The organism is Acinetobacter tianfuensis (assembly GCF_003611465.1).
Lineage (GTDB): Bacteria > Pseudomonadota > Gammaproteobacteria > Pseudomonadales > Moraxellaceae > Acinetobacter > Acinetobacter tianfuensis.
The window spans coordinates 17,380-33,783 of the sequence record NZ_RAXV01000016.1; the positions used below are offsets into that span (position 1 = coordinate 17,380).

A 16,404-nucleotide genomic window follows, 5' to 3' on the forward strand; every position below is an offset into this window, starting at 1 on the left:
ATTATTTTGTCTGATGATTTGCATCATGCCATAAAAAAAGCCCTGAGCAAGCCAAAGTCGATTGGCAATGCACAGGGCTTTTGAATATACAAATTCACAAGAGCGGACTCATGTGAATCTGCCAGCCAACATTAAGCTTGTTCGATGTCTTTCATTGTCAGTTTGATACGGCCGCGGTTGTCTACATCCGCAACTTGTACTTTCAATTCTTGACCTTCAGTCAATACATCTGAAACGTTCGCAATGCGCTCGTTTGAGATTTGAGAGATGTGAAGTAGACCATCTGTACCTGGAAGGATGTTTACGAACGCGCCGAATTCAACGATACGGATTACTTTACCTGTATAGATTGTACCTGGTTCGATCTCAGCAGTAAGCGCTTGGATTTTTGCAACAGCAGCCATCGCAGCAGCTTTCGTTTCACCGAATACGCGAACTGTACCGTTATCTTCGATATCGATTGCCGCTTTAGTTTCTTCAGTGATTGCGCGAATTGTTGCGCCGCCTTTACCGATGACATCACGGATCTTGTCTGGGTTGATGTTGATTACTTGGAATGTCGGCGCGTGCATAGAAATTTCAGGACGGGCGCGTGAAATGACTTGGTTCATTTCGTTCAAGATGTGCATACGGCCAGCATACGCTTGGTTCAATGCAGACTCCATGATCTCTTCAGTGATCCCTTCAATCTTGATGTCCATTTGAAGTGCAGTAATACCGTTTGCAGAACCTGCTACTTTAAAGTCCATGTCGCCAAGGTGATCTTCGTCACCCAAGATGTCAGAAAGAACTGCGAAACGCTCGCCTTCTTTTACTAGACCCATTGCGATACCCGCAACTGGCGCTTTAAGCGGAACACCTGCATCCATCAGTGATAGAGAAGCACCGCATACAGAAGCCATTGAAGATGAACCGTTAGATTCTGTAATATCCGATACGATACGGATCACGTACGGGAAGCGGTCAGCTGCAGGAAGAACTGCTTGAACACCGCGGCGCGCTAGACGGCCATGACCGATTTCACGGCGTTTAGGACCAGATTCACGGCCAGTTTCACCTACAGAGTATGCAGGGAAGTTGTAGTGAAGCATGAAGTTATCAGTTTTCGTACCTGCAAGCGTATCCACCATCAACGCATCACGCGTATTACCCAAAGTGGTTGTTACCAACGCCTGAGTTTCACCGCGTGTGAACAATGCAGAACCGTGAGCGCGGCCTAAAACGCCAACTTGAACGTCGATTGCGCGGACAGTTTTCGTATCACGGCCATCAATACGCGGCTTACCAGATAAGATGTTGTCACGTACTGTACGGTATTTGAGGTCTTCGAATAATTCGTTTACTTCATCAGCAATGCCAGTTTCGTCTTCTTCAGGAACAAACTGCGCAACGGCTTCAGCGTGAAGTGCATCAAGCGCTGCATAGCGGTCTTGCTTAACTGCAATGGTGTACGCGTCAGAGATTTTCGCTTCGAATGCTTCTTTCAGCTTAGCAAGAAGTTCTTCGTTTTTAACTGGAGCAACCCAAGTTGACTCAACTGCGCCAGCAGCAGCTGCAAATTCTTTGATCGCTTGGATCGCGATTTGCATTTCGTCATGACCGAACAATACAGCGCCAAGCATTTGGTCTTCTGAAAGTTCTTTCGCTTCAGATTCAACCATAAGCACTGCAGATTCAGTACCTGCAACCACTAGGTCAAGGTCAGATTCTTTCAGCTGTTCGTGGTTCGGGTTAAGAATATATTCACCGTTGATTAAACCAACACGTGCGCCGCCGATTGGACCGCGGAAAGGAGTACCTGCGATAGAAAGCGCAGCAGATGTACCTAACATTGCAGCAATGTCAGCATCCATTGTTTTGTCAGAAGAAATAACCGTCGCTGTAACTTGGATTTCGTTGAAGTAACCTTCTGGGAACAACGGACGGATTGGACGGTCGATTAAACGTGAAATGAGAGTTTCAGCTTCAGACGCACGGCCTTCACGTTTGCCATAACCGCCAGGAATACGGCCAGCAGCATATTGTTTTTCTTGGTAGTTAACAGTCAATGGGAAGAAGTCTTGACCTGCTTTTGCTTTAGGCTGCGCAACAACAGCAACAAGCACCTGCACGCCGCCCATTGTGATGACAACTGTGTTTGCTTGACGCGCAACGCGGCCGGTTTCAAGCACGACATTGTGCTGACCGAATTGGAATTCTTTACGAACAATATTAAACATAGACATGTATTTTTTTTCCTCGTTCTTTTGAACAATTATTCTAGTGGAGACCCCTAAGGTTTGGCATTCACAACCAAATTTGATTGAGTAAATGACAAAGCTTAGAAGCCGACCTCACTAGAAACACGAATTTTAAACGCAAAGAAGGAGCGAATCATCGCCCCTTCTCAGGCTTAGCAAAAAGCTAAGCTGACTTTAGTTTTCAGTAATAAAGCATTAACCATGCAATAAACCCGAAAATAAAAGTTTAAATCGAATTAACGACGTAAACCTAAAGCACCGATCAATGCAACATAACGACCGTGGTCTTTACCATTTAGGTAGTCAAGAAGCTTACGACGCTGGTTAACCATACGGATAAGACCACGACGGCTATGGTGGTCGTGTTTGTGCTCTTTGAAGTGACCTTGCAAGTCATTGATTTGAGCAGTTAAAAGAGCTACTTGAACTTCTGGTGAACCAGTGTCGTTTTCAGCGCGAGCGAATTTTGCAACGATCTCTGCGCGATCTGCGTTAGTTAAAGCCATTCGATTTCTCCGAGATGCTTAGATTAAATACATTTTGATACGAATCAGCCAATCGCTCAGCTGACTGCCGTGCATCACTACAGCAAGTCCAACATTCTAAGCGAAAACAGGCTCGATTGCAAAAAAGATCGCAGCAAACTGCAGCATCATCCTGCTTATGGTTTAGACAGTTTTATTTTCAGGAGTTAAAACAGCCGAGCAGCTGAATCCGCTGCTGCCGGCTGAACAGACCGCATTAAAAAACAGATCAACATTGCAAATTTTACATAGAAAAAAGCCCGAGCAGAGCTCTGGCTTTTTTTGCGCTGTAGTTTCTTCTTTTTTCATTATAGTTTTATTATTTATAGTTTTATTTGCGCCTTTACGGCGTCTGTTATGCCAAACATTCCATGTTTTAAGCTGTACTTCCTTATGTGGTAGATTTTGTCATATTCCGATTGTGAAAAAAGTCGCATTTGTCTGAACTATATGTAAGCTATATCGTACATAATACGTTCAGCTTCAAATATTTTAATTTTCACCAAAAAATAAAAAAGCCCTGCAGTCTCTCCCAAAACTGCAAGGCTTAGCGGCTGTAAGTTTCCTCTTTACTTACTTCACTGTAAGTTCGCTGTCTTCACGACGTTATTGTTATATTTATGCGATTTTACCCAACCTTCCATGTTGAGTGTTTTATTGTTCGAAGCCATCTTCTCAAAAAGAGCTGCAAAGCTCTATGCGTCAATTTCTCGAATCAATGTAAGATATTTCGTACAAAATTAAGAACGTTTCAGTCATCACAAATTGATCGCTTTGGCCAATTTATAAGCTAAACCGCTTTGACGGCGTGTCCTCACACTCATTGCAGCGGATAAAGATGAGCGGGCCGCCAATAAACTCACCGCCTTCTTTGCACGAGTAATTGCTGTATAAATCAATTCCTTACTTAAAAGCTGCTGGGCATATGCGTCCAGCACCACAGCCGTATGGCTAAATTCCGAGCCCTGTGATTTATGAATCGTCATGGCATAAGCAGTCTGAATGCTTTTCGGCAATCGGGCTGCCGGCACCCATTTTTTTAAACTCGGAAAATAAACCGCAAAAATTTCCCGTCCTTGCTGCTTCTGCTTGAAACAAATACCGACATCGCCGTTTGACAGCCCCAGCTGATAATCGTTATAGCTCATCATCACTGGCCTGCCTGCATACCATTCTCCCAGCTTGATTTGCTGTGTGGCTTGCAGCAAGCGCAGTTCAATTTGTTCATTCAGCACATGCAGACCTAAATTGCCATGACGGATTGCGCTTAAAATACGGTAGTCATCAAAATGCATCATCACATCTTCAATTTCATCAAAATGGCCTTTTTCCAAATAGCGCCGCAATGCAGCTGCATAGCCTGAAAATCCGAGCATTAGCTGATCATAATACGCAGCCCACTGTGCAGCGCTAATTTCTTTCTCCTGTTCAGGCAAATACTGCAGCTGAATGACATTCTGCAGTTCTGTTGTTAAAGGCACAGCCTGTATAACTGATGCTGCAGCAATCTGCTGTTCAAAACGCTCCAGCACCCCCTCACTGCGGTCATTGGCCTGAATAAAAGCAGCCATGCGTCCAATCAGCTGTTCACCGTCAAAACGGCGGCTGGTGACTAAATTGACAGTGTTCTTGGCTAAACCTGCAACCTGCTGCAAGTCTGCCAGTACAGAGCCGACATCCACAGATGCCAGCTGATTGGCATCACCCAATAAAATTAAGCGGGTTTGTGGCGCAACGGCGGCAAATAACATTTGCGCCAAACTTAAATCCAGCATCGATGCTTCATCGACAACAATGACATCAAAAGGCAGCGGACGCTTCGCATGAAAACGCGGCTGCTGCGTTTCCCCCAACCCCAGCAAACGGTGAATCGTAATCGGGGTTAAACGCTTTAAATCATCACTGACTAAACTTGCTAACTTCCGATCATCAAAGGAATTCTGCAGCGCTTCTTTCATCCGCTGAGCAGCCTTTCCTGTCGGCGCCGCCATAGCAATCCGAATATCTGGCAGCGCCTGATTCAAAACAGCAATAATCCGCGCCAAAGTATAAGTCTTGCCTGTTCCCGGACCGCCAGTAATGATGCTGAGCGCCTCTGAGGTGACCATTTGCATCGCTTGTTTTTGCTGAGGATCTTCCAATAAAGCTTCGTGCTGTTCAGTTAGCGCAATTGGCTGGATGGGCTGCCGTTTGAGACGCGCCGCATGCTGCGCCAGCTGCTGTTCCTGCAGCCAATAACGGTACAGATATAAATACTGCGCATCATGTATAAAGGGCGCAATTGGCGGGTTTTCATCCTGCACCTGTACTGCAAGCGTTTGCAGCTGCTGTGCCTCCTGCCAGCTGCAAGGCACACAGCTGTCACCTTGCTCAATGGCCTGAAAAACTTGCTGTATCAGCGCTGCAGCCTGCTCACGTGATTCAGGCGGAATATGCTGTACAGATAGATAATTGATCCAGCCCTGCATCAGCAAGCGGTTTTGATCATTTTCCACACGGTTATCCTCAAACTTATCCACAGGATAATTTATTGTTTATCTATTTGTTTTCTGAATTATTCAAGCAATATTGCGCAGTTTGTCAGCAGCAAAACTGCCGAATATTGCATCTAACTGATGAATAAATTCCGCCTCTGGCTGCCAATGGCACAAGCCATATTGGCCATCACCATTCATGCCGCGCAAATATAAATAACTCGCGCCGCCCAAGTGCTGCTCAATGGAATAACCTTGTAAACGCACTTGTAAATAGCGGTGCAGCGCAAGCAAATAAATAGCAGCCTGCAGCCAATAGCTGGATGAACTCATCCCTTGGCGTATAGCCGGCAGAGCATAATCCTGTTCCGCTTTGCCTAAGAAATTACTCTTATAATCTGCAATGTGATAGCGCTGTCCATCAAAGTAGACTAGGTCAATTGCACCTGTTAAATAGCGCGCCGAATTAGCTTCATTTAGCGCTTCAATCTGAATGCCATTCTGCTCAAATAAGCGCTGGATTTTCTGAACTTGCACAGGGCGGTCTGACAGTGACAAATGAAATGGAAACTCTGGCAAACGCTTTGCAATGGACAGCTGGGCTAAACCAAACCCGTTATGCATTGGCGTATTGACCGCTTGCCCAATCCACTGGCACATCAGGGCATACAAAATATCATTCACCAACCCTTCAACCAGTACACCAAAGCCAATATTTTGATAAAAATCTGGACTTCGGGGCATTTCTAAAGCAGGGCTGATCCTGTGCTGCTGCGACTGCTGTACAAAAATCTGATGCACAGCCGAAGTATCTGCCTGACGGATAAAGTCAGACAAAGGTTTAATGCATTTCAGCAGCGCAGCACTGTCATACCGCGCTGGGTCTGCAAAAATTTGTGTCCACTGCTCAGACAGATCTTGAGCCTGCAGCATCTGCTGCAGTATTTGACTATTTAGGTCTAAATACATGCTGCGCACCTGCTTATGCTGCTCCTGCGTTGCAATGCCCGCACCATAAACCTGCTGCACTGTCTGGTGCAAATGCGCAGTCAGCTGCTGATAGTCATTTTTCCAAGCCTGCGCAAAAGTTTTCCAAACATCAAACTGCGCTTGAAACTTTTCACGCAGTTCCGTCAGCAGCTGCGGGCCATCATTTTTAAAACGGCGCAGCACTTCCAAATGCCAGCCGGCAGGCTCTTGAAAATCAATCTGTTCATAAATGCTATGTAAAAACGTACCCGCGACTGTGCCTTTCGGAAAGTTCTCTTTGATCCAAGAAATACCTTGAGCACTCATAGTTACAACAGATTCACTATCCAGCTCATCATCGGCGCTGTCATGTATATCAGCTTGAGCTGACAGCTGATCCTGCACTTGGCTGCGGTGCGCCAAATGCTGTGACAGCCCCGTAAAACTGGTATTGCCGCGCGGATAAAAACGCGCTTCGGGCAATGGCAGCGCCGCCAGCTCAGGTATCTGCTGCTGCTTCGACGCTATTTGCAGTTCAGGCGCCGCCTCAATAAGAGGCTGATCCATGCTGGATGGATGGACAAATTGGTGTTCCCCTTTGCCGCGCCAAAACGGCAAGCTATAAACCGACTTATGATCTTGAGTACGGAACATGGCATAAATACGGTAGCTGGCGCGGGTCAGCGCCACATACCAAAGGCGGTGCTGCTCTGCGATACGGCGCTCATCACTCTGTGCTTTTTCAGCATCTTCTGCATGACCGCTGATGTTCACCACCCGCTGCTTTTCTGTACCCTGCCCATCTGGCAGGGGTTTTTCTTCATAAGAAAAAATTAAGATGTTATCGACTTTTGGTGCGCCATCTGCATTCAGCAAGAAGACAAATTTAAACTCCAGCCCCTTAGACTGATGGATGGTCATCAGCTGAACGCCTTCTGCATTGGTCAATGCCCGCTCCAGCTCCCACTCACGCTGCTGCGGTGACTGCAGCTGTTTCAAATACCAATGAAATAAATGCTGTGCGCCTTGCAGCTGCTCACTCTGACCGCTCAGCAGTTCCGTTAAATGGCGCAGGTTCACGACATCCCGCTCATTGTCTCGGCTTTGCAAAGCAACAATACGTTCCCAAATTTTGAAATAATTCAGACAATAATGCCAAGCCGGTAAAAAGCCCTGATTCAGCCACAGCTCACGGATATGATCAAACTGCGCAATATAATGGCTCAAATCCAGCATCTGCATGTCTTCACGCCACAAGTCCTGCAGCTGCAAACCCATCAAACGGCTGAGCAAAGCCCGCTTGACTTTGCTTTCCTGATACGGCGTCAGCACTGCGCTTAAAATCGCCGCCACATCTTGAGCAATATCACTGCTGAATACACTGCGTTTGGCCGCACGGTTAACTCGAACACCTAAAGCCAAAAGTTCCTGCTGCACTGCAGTCAATGCAGCATGACTGGTTGCCAGCACGGCAATATCATTGTCTTCGACAGCCCGATGCTGCGCTGACTCACTTTGCTGAAAATACAGCTGACCATTGGCAGACTGATTCAACAAAGTACAAATTTGCCATGCTGCTTGCTGCGCTTCATCTGCACTATTTTCCAGCTGCACCCAGCGCAGCGGCGCAGGATTCATCTGCCCGTCATCCATTAATGGCGGATGTGATGCGCCAGCGCTAATCGGCACATAATGCACATCTTCACCAAAGTCCATTTGGCGCTGAAATAAAGTATCTACCGCATCGACCAGCGGCGCAATTGAACGGAAGTTTCTGGTCAGCTGATAAAAACAGCCCTGCTTGCGGTAAACATCATTGCGCGCTTTTAAGAAAGTCAGCATATCGCCGCCGCGAAAACCATAAATCGCCTGTTTGCGGTCACCGACCATAATCATGCAGCCTTGCTGCAAACGGGCAGGATGACGCCAAATGGCGGCCAGCATATTGTCCTGATCTAAATTGGTGTCTTGAAATTCATCGACTAAAATCAGCGGATAACGTGCATGGACATAGGCAGCAAATTTTTCGCCCTGCTCGCCTTGCAGCGCTTCTGACAAGGTACGGATCTGCTGTGCAAATGTAGTTTCACCTTTGCTTTGCAGCATTTGCGGCAACTGAAGTTTCGCTTGCTGTGCAATGTAATATTTTAAATAGGCTTCAAGCCCATCCAAATCTGCAGCGCACTGCTCAAGCGCATTCAATAATGCCTGAATGGCCTGCATAACCAGATGCTGCATAATTTGCGCAGCTTCAGCTTCGTCAATTTTTTTCTTGCCCGCAGCATTTCGCGGGTCTGGCTTGACAATAAATTTTTTCAGCAGCGCCAACTCGTCATGATTGCCTGTCAGCAAACTGGCTGCGCCTTTTTCCTGCGCCAGAAGCAATAATGCAGGCAGCTGCTGGCTCACCATGTGGACAATAGAATGCTGTGACCACGGCTGCAGCAGCAATTTGCTGTAACTGCCCTCAGGCGTGAAATTGGATAAGGAAGCAATACTGTCTAAATCGATAGTCTGCACATGTGCCAGCGCCTGTTCAACTGCGTCCAAATTAAATTCAGGCAGCGGCGCTTCCAGCAATTTTGCTGAACTGAAATTCAGACTGGATGCAATCAGATCTGCATATTGCGCTACGGATTTTATTTTCTTGCGTTCCAGCAGCAGATTGACCGCCGCCTGCGGCTGCTGCTGCAGCCATGCACGCAACGTATCATGCACCAGCTGCTGTATATAGACAGCATCATCATTGGTAATTTCAGCACGTTCAATCTTGCCGCTTTCAAAGGCAAACTCACGCAGCAGCGTCTGACTGAAACTGTCCAATGTCCCGACAAACAGTTCATCCAGCTGATCCAATACCAACTGCAGACGGTCACAGGCAAAGCCAATCTGATGCGCATTGCGCTCTAAAATGACCTGCACCAATTCATCTTTTTCTGCAGCCGCCCTCTGCTGAATCTCGCTGACTTGCTCACTGCGCAAGGTTTCCAGCAGCGCTAAAATATTATACAAGCGCTGACGGATACGGCTTTTCAGCTCCGCAGCCGCTTTACGGGTAAATGTGGTCGCAATAATTTGGCGCGGCAAATATTTTTCCAGCAAAATACGCACCATCAGGCTCGACAGCGTAAAGGTTTTGCCTGTCCCTGCAGAAGCTTCTATCCAATGCAGGCCTTGAAAATGCATATTGCGGATCGGCTGTTCAATTTCCTGAATATTCATTGCTTACTCCGCATGCTGATGGTCATAAATCGGCTGATACAAGGTATAAGCAAACAGCTCACAGCAATGTTCCAGCAGCTGCGCTGCATTTTGATCTCTTAAAATAAAGGCCCAATCCAGATGCGCCTGATTGGCTTCGTCATAACGGATATCAAAACCTGAATAATCACCTGAGGCCGTCCACTTGCTGCGCAATTTATCAAACTGTTTCAGCACCCTCATGCCCTGCCCATTTTCAATCCACTGTACGCTTGGCTCTTCACCTTTCGCACCCTCATGCAAAGTCAACGAACCATTTTTTTCAGTACTCAGCAGCAGCGCCGCCGGCAGCACCAGAGGACGCTGCTGGCCATAGCGCCATGCTTCCATCCACTTCTGTAAATAATTCCGCGCATCTGCAGGCGTCAGACCGCTGCAGCGGATGACCGTATCGCTGCAGACTTCTATCCGTTCATAAGCCTGCATATCTTGTTCAGGCAAACTGTTCAGCCACAGCAAATATTCCAGCCAAATTTGCGCTCTGCGCCGCCCGCGCGCACTGGATGCGGTTAAGCTGATCCAGCAAGCCGTTTCAGCTGCAGGCACAGTAATTTGCATTTGAATTTTTTCATCAATTTTTAAAATCCGCTGCGTGACTGCAGTCAATTGCGGCGGATCTGTCTGCGTCATCTCTTTCACAATTTCAAGCAATGCTTCATGCTGCTGCAAGCTGCTTTGCCATGCGGCTTCTTTTAATTTACCCACTGGCAGCTGATCCAGCAGCAAATCTGGCGGCACCTGTTGCTCTGCCTGCATAAGCGTATTGCGCACTGCATATTTTTCTAAGCCATCCAGCATCAGCGGCTCATCGGTCGCCAAACCATCGGCCAATTTAGGATTAACAATACTCAGTGTTTTTAAATACAGCTCTGCAGGGAAAGTCACCTGTTTAATCCACTGACTGCTGTCCAGCTGCAGTTCATCAGCTGGCTGCGCTGCCAATGCTTTGCCTGCCCATGGCAGGCGTACACCTTTACCTTGCTGCAGCTGTTTCGCCACATAATACCAATGGTCTTGATAGCTGATTTGACGCACATTCGGAACATCGCTAAAGCGCTGCTGTTCAAAAGGCTGCAGACTATGCACCGCATACAAAGATGCTAAATTTTCCGGCACTTCGACACCGCCAGCCAGCTCAGCCAGTTTTGGCAGCACTGCGCTGCTGTCTGCGCCACTGACAATCACAGCCAAATGACGGATAAATTCCTGCACCACACTTGAAGGCTCACGCACCTCGCCATCACTGACATCAAAGCCATTATAAAACAGCCAAAGATTTTCTTTCGCCAGCAGCAAAGCATCTAAAAAAGCGCCTTGATCATCATCTAAACGCGAACGGTCACCCAAATGCGATTTCAGCACATCCATCAAATCAAAAGGCAGCCGCACTTGACGGCTGGGAAATTTCCCGCTGTCCAAATTCAGCATCACAATAAGCTTATAAGGCAGCGGGCGGATTTGTCCCATCTGACTGAAGGTAATTTGTCCTGTCGGCTGCGCCTGATCCATCTGACTGTCAATGCTGTTTTGGATTTCCTGCAGCAGATACGGCAGCGGCAGCTGCATGTCTTTTAACAGCTGCGGCGCATCCTGCTGTATCTCATCTTCTTCACTGTAGTAAGACAGCGTCAGCATGGTAATCAGTTTACGCAGCACTTCGCGCACCGTTTTCAGCGCCGTTACACCGCTGTTCTGATAGGCATCCAAATCTTTCAGCAGCAAATGCAGCCATTCTTCTACATTGCGCTGAATACCCATCTCATGCTCCACCAGCCAATGCTGGCGTTCAGCAAAATTCTGATAAATCTCAATTAAAATATTCACCAGTTCAAAGTCTTCAGGCTGCACAAATGCATAGCTGAGCGTGTCCTGCAGCATGACATGCTGCGGGACAGCCACCCCCAGCACCAGCCGGTCTAAAGCAAATTTAAAGCTATAGCGGTAGTCTGTATCATTAGGCGCTAACGTCCGCTGTAAATGCGCTTCATCTAAACCGCGCTTAAACTTCGCTTCGCTCAGCAGCTCAATCATGCGGGCAGTCTGATCATGATTCAGCCCATAACGGGTCTGAACCGCAGCTAAATTCAGCCAGTCCGCCACATCTTCCAAGGTCAGACGGCCTTGTGCGAGCTGAATGGGGCCAAGTACGGCGCGCCATGCATTTTGCGTATCCAGCTGCGGCACACCAGCTATTTTGACTGGCAAATACACACTGTCTTTTCTTATAGCCTGCGGCGCAGCATCAAATGACTGTTCACGCGGCGGCGGCGCAAACACACTGCGGATTAAGGGCTCCAGCTCTTTCAAATTCGGGCTGAGCACTAAAATATCGCTCGGCGCGCGCGGCTGCGCTGCTGTGGACTGCGACAGCCAGAAAGTCAGCTGATCCTTTAACACTTCCAGCTGACGCTGAGCAGAATGGCAGACATGGATCTGAATAGAGTCATCATCTTCGGACAGCCCAAACGAAGCCCGTTCAGGCTCTGCCAAATTTAAAATGTCATATTGAATTTTGCCCAGCAGGTGCGCATCATAATCCATCGGGAAAATGTCATGCCACTCTTCATCATTGTCGCCAGATGCTAAATTGACCAGCAGCGAGAAATGATCCCGCGCCTGCTTACCGAAACGGGTCAGCAGCGGATGGCGCGAATCTTTTTGCTGGCCATATTCCAGCGTATATTTTTCAAAAAAGGCTTCAATTTGCGCAGTGGTCGCCTGCGGATTCTTTTCTTTAAAACGCTGCTTCAGTTTGACGTCATACTGCTTTTTCCAATTCGCATCAACCGTATCCGCCCAGTATTCCTGTGAAGGGTTAAAGTGCAAAATCAGCACATCTATGTACTGCCCTAAACGGCGTAAAAATGACAGCTGATTCGGCGGCAAATCCAAAACGGTAAAAAGCACCACCTGTCTCGGCAGGGCTTTCAGCGCACTTTGGCGCTGTTCAGGATCATCTAAAATCGTCCAAAAATCATCATCAATCGTCTGCATCAGAGCAAAGTCTTCATGAAATTCACTATGCCACAGCCAGCGCTGCCATTGTTCCAGCTGTTCTGCCTGCGCTTTGGCAAAACTCGAAATCTGCGCTTGCTGTTCCTGTTCTTCTTTACTGTCTAAACCTGGGAAAAGCGGTCGCGGCATAAAGAACTGCTGCTCCAAATCCAGCGGCTGATTTTGTCCCCACAGCGCCAGCCAATTATGACTGCAGCGGCAAGCCTCACCTGCCTCATGCTGTTTCATGCAATGACCGCGGTATTCCATATAGTTGCTGAACAGGCGTGACACCTGCTCCGACACCCAATACAGCATGCCCTGCTTTTTCAGCTGCTGTTCCGTGCTATTGCTCAGACGTTCTGCGCTGTCATAAATGCGCTGCACAATGCTATGCAAAGGATGATCCAAAGCCAGCGGATTAGCCGTCTGCTGAATATATGGCTTTAATGTTTGATACGTACGCCATTTTAAAATTAAGCGCGGAATATTGGCTTTACGGACTTTTTCTTTATCATCCAGCACGGCCTGATAGGCAAACCACTGAAAAGCGCGGATCCGCTGATGAAACAAATGATTGGCGCTAATGCCCTGATATTCAGACAGCCGAACCGTCAGCCATGTCTGTACAGCCATGCTGGGAACAATGAAATGCTGTGTTTGCAGCGCATCCAGCGGGTTCTGCACAGGCTGGCGGCCAGCCTGCAGCATCGCCTCAAGCAATACTTCAATTCGTTGACTCTGTATGACGCGAATAGCCATTGCTTCCCCTAAACCTCAAAACCGCGCTGCAAAACAATAAAGATTATTTACTATACTTCCTAGACTGTCTATGCGAAGTTGGCAACAATATTCAGTATAAAAATTAAGTTGAAACAAGTATCTTAATTAGATTCAAGCGAAAAAAACCAATTCAGCACCGAAGGGTACCCATATATGAAAATAGACAAAATCCCAGAATCAATTGACCCAAATTTGAATTTGGAAAGCATCCGCCAAGAATGCTTAGATATTGTCAAAAAACGCGCTTATATTTCGGCTGGTGTTGCCATTGTTCCTGTACCGTTTTTAGATGTTGTCATTGATGTCGGTATTTTATCTCAGCTGATTCCAGAAATTAATGCGCGCTTTGGCTTAGCGCCTGAACAAATCAGCGTATTTGACCCAGCAACCAAACAAGTGCATTGGTCTGAACTGCGCAAACGCGGTATTGAATTTTCAGGACTTGTGGTTGCGCGTACAGCAATGAAAAAGTCTTTAAATAATGCAGCAGCCAAATACCTAACGAAACAGGTCACCAAATTTATCCCGCTTGGCGGTCAAGCCATTGCCGCGTCACTGGGCTACATTGTCATGAAAAAAGTCGCGGAAGCGCATGTAGAGGAAAGCTATAAACTAGCCAAAGGCATTCAGCAGAAGCAGCATGCAAATCTAGTCTAAATTTGCATGCTGCCTTCCTGCTGCTGCCCCCTGCTTATGCTCAGGGCTTATTCGGCTTTGAGCTGTTTTAAAATGGCCCGCAGCACGTCTAAACGCGCTGTTTTTTTATCATTTGTCGCAACAACATGCCATGGCGCATAAGCTGTATGTGTACGTGAAAGCATATCCGCCGCCGCCTTCAAATAATCATCCCAGCGTTCACGGTTGCGCCAGTCTTCAGCCGTAATTTTAAAACGTTTATGCGGCGTTTCCTCACGGGCTTTAAAACGCAGTTCCTGTTCATCTTTAGAAATTGCCAGCCAAAATTTAATGACAACGGTATTGCTATCACTTAAATCACGTTCAAAACGGTTAATTTCATCATAAGCGCGCTGCCACTCAATCTCATTGGCAAAACCCTCAATGCGTTCAACCAGCACACGCCCATACCATGTACGGTCAAAAATCATAATTTTCTCATCCGGCTGGATTTTATTCCAAAACCGCCATTGGTACGGCCGGCTCAGCTCATATTTTTCAGGCGCACCAATGGTATAAATTTCATATTCACGCGGGTCAAGCTGTTTCACAATGCGTTTTATTGCACCGCCTTTTCCAGCGGCATCCATCCCCTCAAAAGCAATCACCACATTTCTGCGGTCCATGCGCATCGCTTCTGACACTTTTTTGGTCAGCCGTTTCAGCTCTTTTTTATACTCTGCATCATCCTGCTGCGCTTCGGCTGCCGGCTGGAGCAGCGCTTCTGGCACAGCTGCCTGCTGCCAGCGCCCTTTAGCCTTGCTCAAATGTACAGGACAGTGCTGAATGGCGCGTAAAATTTGCTGTGCAAACAGCTGATCGCGCTCCGTTTCATCTTCGCCATCAATAATGATCCAATCATTGCTGAAGCGCTGACGCAGCTTTTGCAAACTGTCGTACTGCTTTTTATTGCGCCAGTCCAGCCCATGCAGCTTATGCCAATGCACCTCACTTGGGTCCAGCGTGTCCAAACGTTTTTGCAGCGACCTCCACGACAGATCAAACCAGAACTTCACCACCTCAACATTATTATTTTTCAGATCTTGTTCAAAACTGCGCATGTTCTCGACATATTCATCAAACATGGTTTCATCCATCGGCTGCGAAACATGCATCGCGGTACTTAACAGGTCACTGTACCAGTTGCCGAACATCACCATAATTTGACCTTCAGCAGGAATAGAACGCGCATATGACTGCCAAAAGGTTTCCTGATGATTAAACATGCGCGGCGGATCTGCCTTCACACGCAAATAGCGCGGATCCAGCCATTCACGCAGCTGCTTCACCGCTTCACCTTTACCGGCCAGCTCTATGCCGCTCACTAAAATAAGCTGGCTTTTGGCATTGCTTTTGCCGCGGCTTTCCTTCAGCGCGTACTGCGCTTCAATCAGCTGCAGCGACAGCTGCTCTTCATCTATAAGTTGAAATTGATTTTGTTTCGCCGTCATTTTTCTATTCTTTGCATTATCATCATCCAAGTCAGTATAGCCTGTGTTTTTATTTTTTCTGTAACATCAAAGCTGCTTTTCAGCCGCCTCAATTCGCCTTTTAAACCGCCAACTGACCCAATGAAGCAGCATTTCTGAAAATTTGTCATAGCAGGCAGCGCTAAGTGCAGCTAATATTTCCATAACTTCAAAAATAATTGAGACAAATAATGTCCAAACTTGCCGTTTTAGATGATCTTTTAGAACTCTATTTTCAGCTCAATTATCATAAAAATGCGCAAATTTTACAGCGCCTGCAAGATGTTCAGGCATGGCAAAAAACGCGCATGCAGCGTACCCATGCCCAGCATTTTGCAGAAAAGCAAAATACTCTCATGGCAGAATATTTCCTGAACCGCCTATATGGCGGACCTGATTTTGACGCGCTGGCCGAACAGATTGCCCGCTTAACCAAATATGCCCACAAAGCCGAAAAACTGATTCCGGATAATGCAATTAAAACAGGCACCTCTGGCGTCGCTTTGGCTATTTTGGCGGTACAGCTGGATGAGCAGGTCGCAATACAGCTGCTGAAAGACTATCATCCCAATGAAGCGCTGACGGATGAAATGATGCGGCAGGCCTATTTACAGCTGGATCAAGGCGAAGAGCGTCTGAAACAGCTGTCAATGCTGGATGAACTGGGCAAAAGCCTAGATAAATACATGCGCTCATTTGTGGTCTATACCGCCTTTAAAATGTGTAAAGGCGCAGCAGCCAAATACCGCTTTGATGTGATGTATGATTTTATGCAAGATGGCTTTTTAGCCATGAAACCGCTAAAGTCAGCCGAAAAATTCGTGAAAGAGTTCACTGCTGTTGAACGCCAAATTGTGGCGAAAGTACATGCTGGCGATCTCAATCCATTTCAATAGCTCCGTGTCCTGACCCGCTATTGCAAACAGTATGGCGCAGCCGTTTTACGCAAATATTTCTGTATATTATTCATAACAATTGCGTGATGATTGCTGTACAACGCCAAAGAATCTGTCAT

8 protein-coding genes are annotated in these 16,404 nt (G+C 47.1%); 2 read left to right on the forward strand and 6 right to left on the reverse strand.

What is annotated here, in order from left to right; translation table 11 throughout:
• Positions 1–131: 131 nt before the first annotated feature.
• From pnp to D7V32_RS08670, 5 genes are all read right to left on the reverse strand, one after another.
• Positions 132–2,219 (reverse strand): polyribonucleotide nucleotidyltransferase, encoded by a 2,088-nt coding sequence (gene pnp, locus D7V32_RS08650; RefSeq protein WP_171407624.1) that lies wholly within the window; start codon positions 2,217–2,219, stop codon positions 132–134.
• Positions 2,220–2,476: 257 nt separating this feature from the next.
• Positions 2,477–2,746, reverse strand: coding sequence for a 30S ribosomal protein S15 (gene rpsO / locus D7V32_RS08655; protein ID WP_120402488.1), 270 nt, complete (start codon positions 2,744–2,746; stop codon positions 2,477–2,479).
• Positions 2,747–3,522: 776 nt separating this feature from the next.
• Positions 3,523–5,232 (reverse strand): exodeoxyribonuclease V subunit alpha, encoded by a 1,710-nt coding sequence (recD, locus tag D7V32_RS08660; RefSeq protein ID WP_120402526.1) that lies wholly within the window; start codon positions 5,230–5,232, stop codon positions 3,523–3,525.
• A 90-nt stretch (positions 5,233–5,322) separates the two neighbouring features.
• On the reverse strand, positions 5,323–9,429 hold the full coding sequence (locus D7V32_RS08665) for a UvrD-helicase domain-containing protein (protein WP_120402489.1): 4,107 nt from the start codon (positions 9,427–9,429) through the stop codon (positions 5,323–5,325).
• Between the two features lie 3 nt (positions 9,430–9,432).
• Positions 9,433–13,224, reverse strand: a complete 3,792-nt coding sequence (locus D7V32_RS08670; protein ID WP_120402490.1) for an exodeoxyribonuclease V subunit gamma — start codon at positions 13,222–13,224, stop codon at positions 9,433–9,435.
• 174 nt (positions 13,225–13,398) lie between these two features.
• Between D7V32_RS08670 and D7V32_RS08675 the strand changes: the two genes are divergently transcribed.
• On the forward strand, positions 13,399–13,902 hold the full coding sequence (locus D7V32_RS08675; protein ID WP_120402491.1) for a hypothetical protein: 504 nt from the start codon (positions 13,399–13,401) through the stop codon (positions 13,900–13,902).
• 47 nt (positions 13,903–13,949) lie between these two features.
• Here the strand turns inward: D7V32_RS08675 and pap are convergent, their stop codons facing one another.
• On the reverse strand, positions 13,950–15,371 hold the full coding sequence (gene pap / locus D7V32_RS08680) for a polyphosphate:AMP phosphotransferase (protein WP_120402492.1): 1,422 nt from the start codon (positions 15,369–15,371) through the stop codon (positions 13,950–13,952).
• 209 nt (positions 15,372–15,580) lie between these two features.
• On the opposite strand from pap, the gene D7V32_RS08685 reads away from it, so the two are divergent.
• On the forward strand, positions 15,581–16,285 hold the full coding sequence (locus tag D7V32_RS08685; protein WP_120402493.1) for an FFLEELY motif protein: 705 nt from the start codon (positions 15,581–15,583) through the stop codon (positions 16,283–16,285).
• The last annotated feature ends 119 nt before the right edge of the window (positions 16,286–16,404 follow it).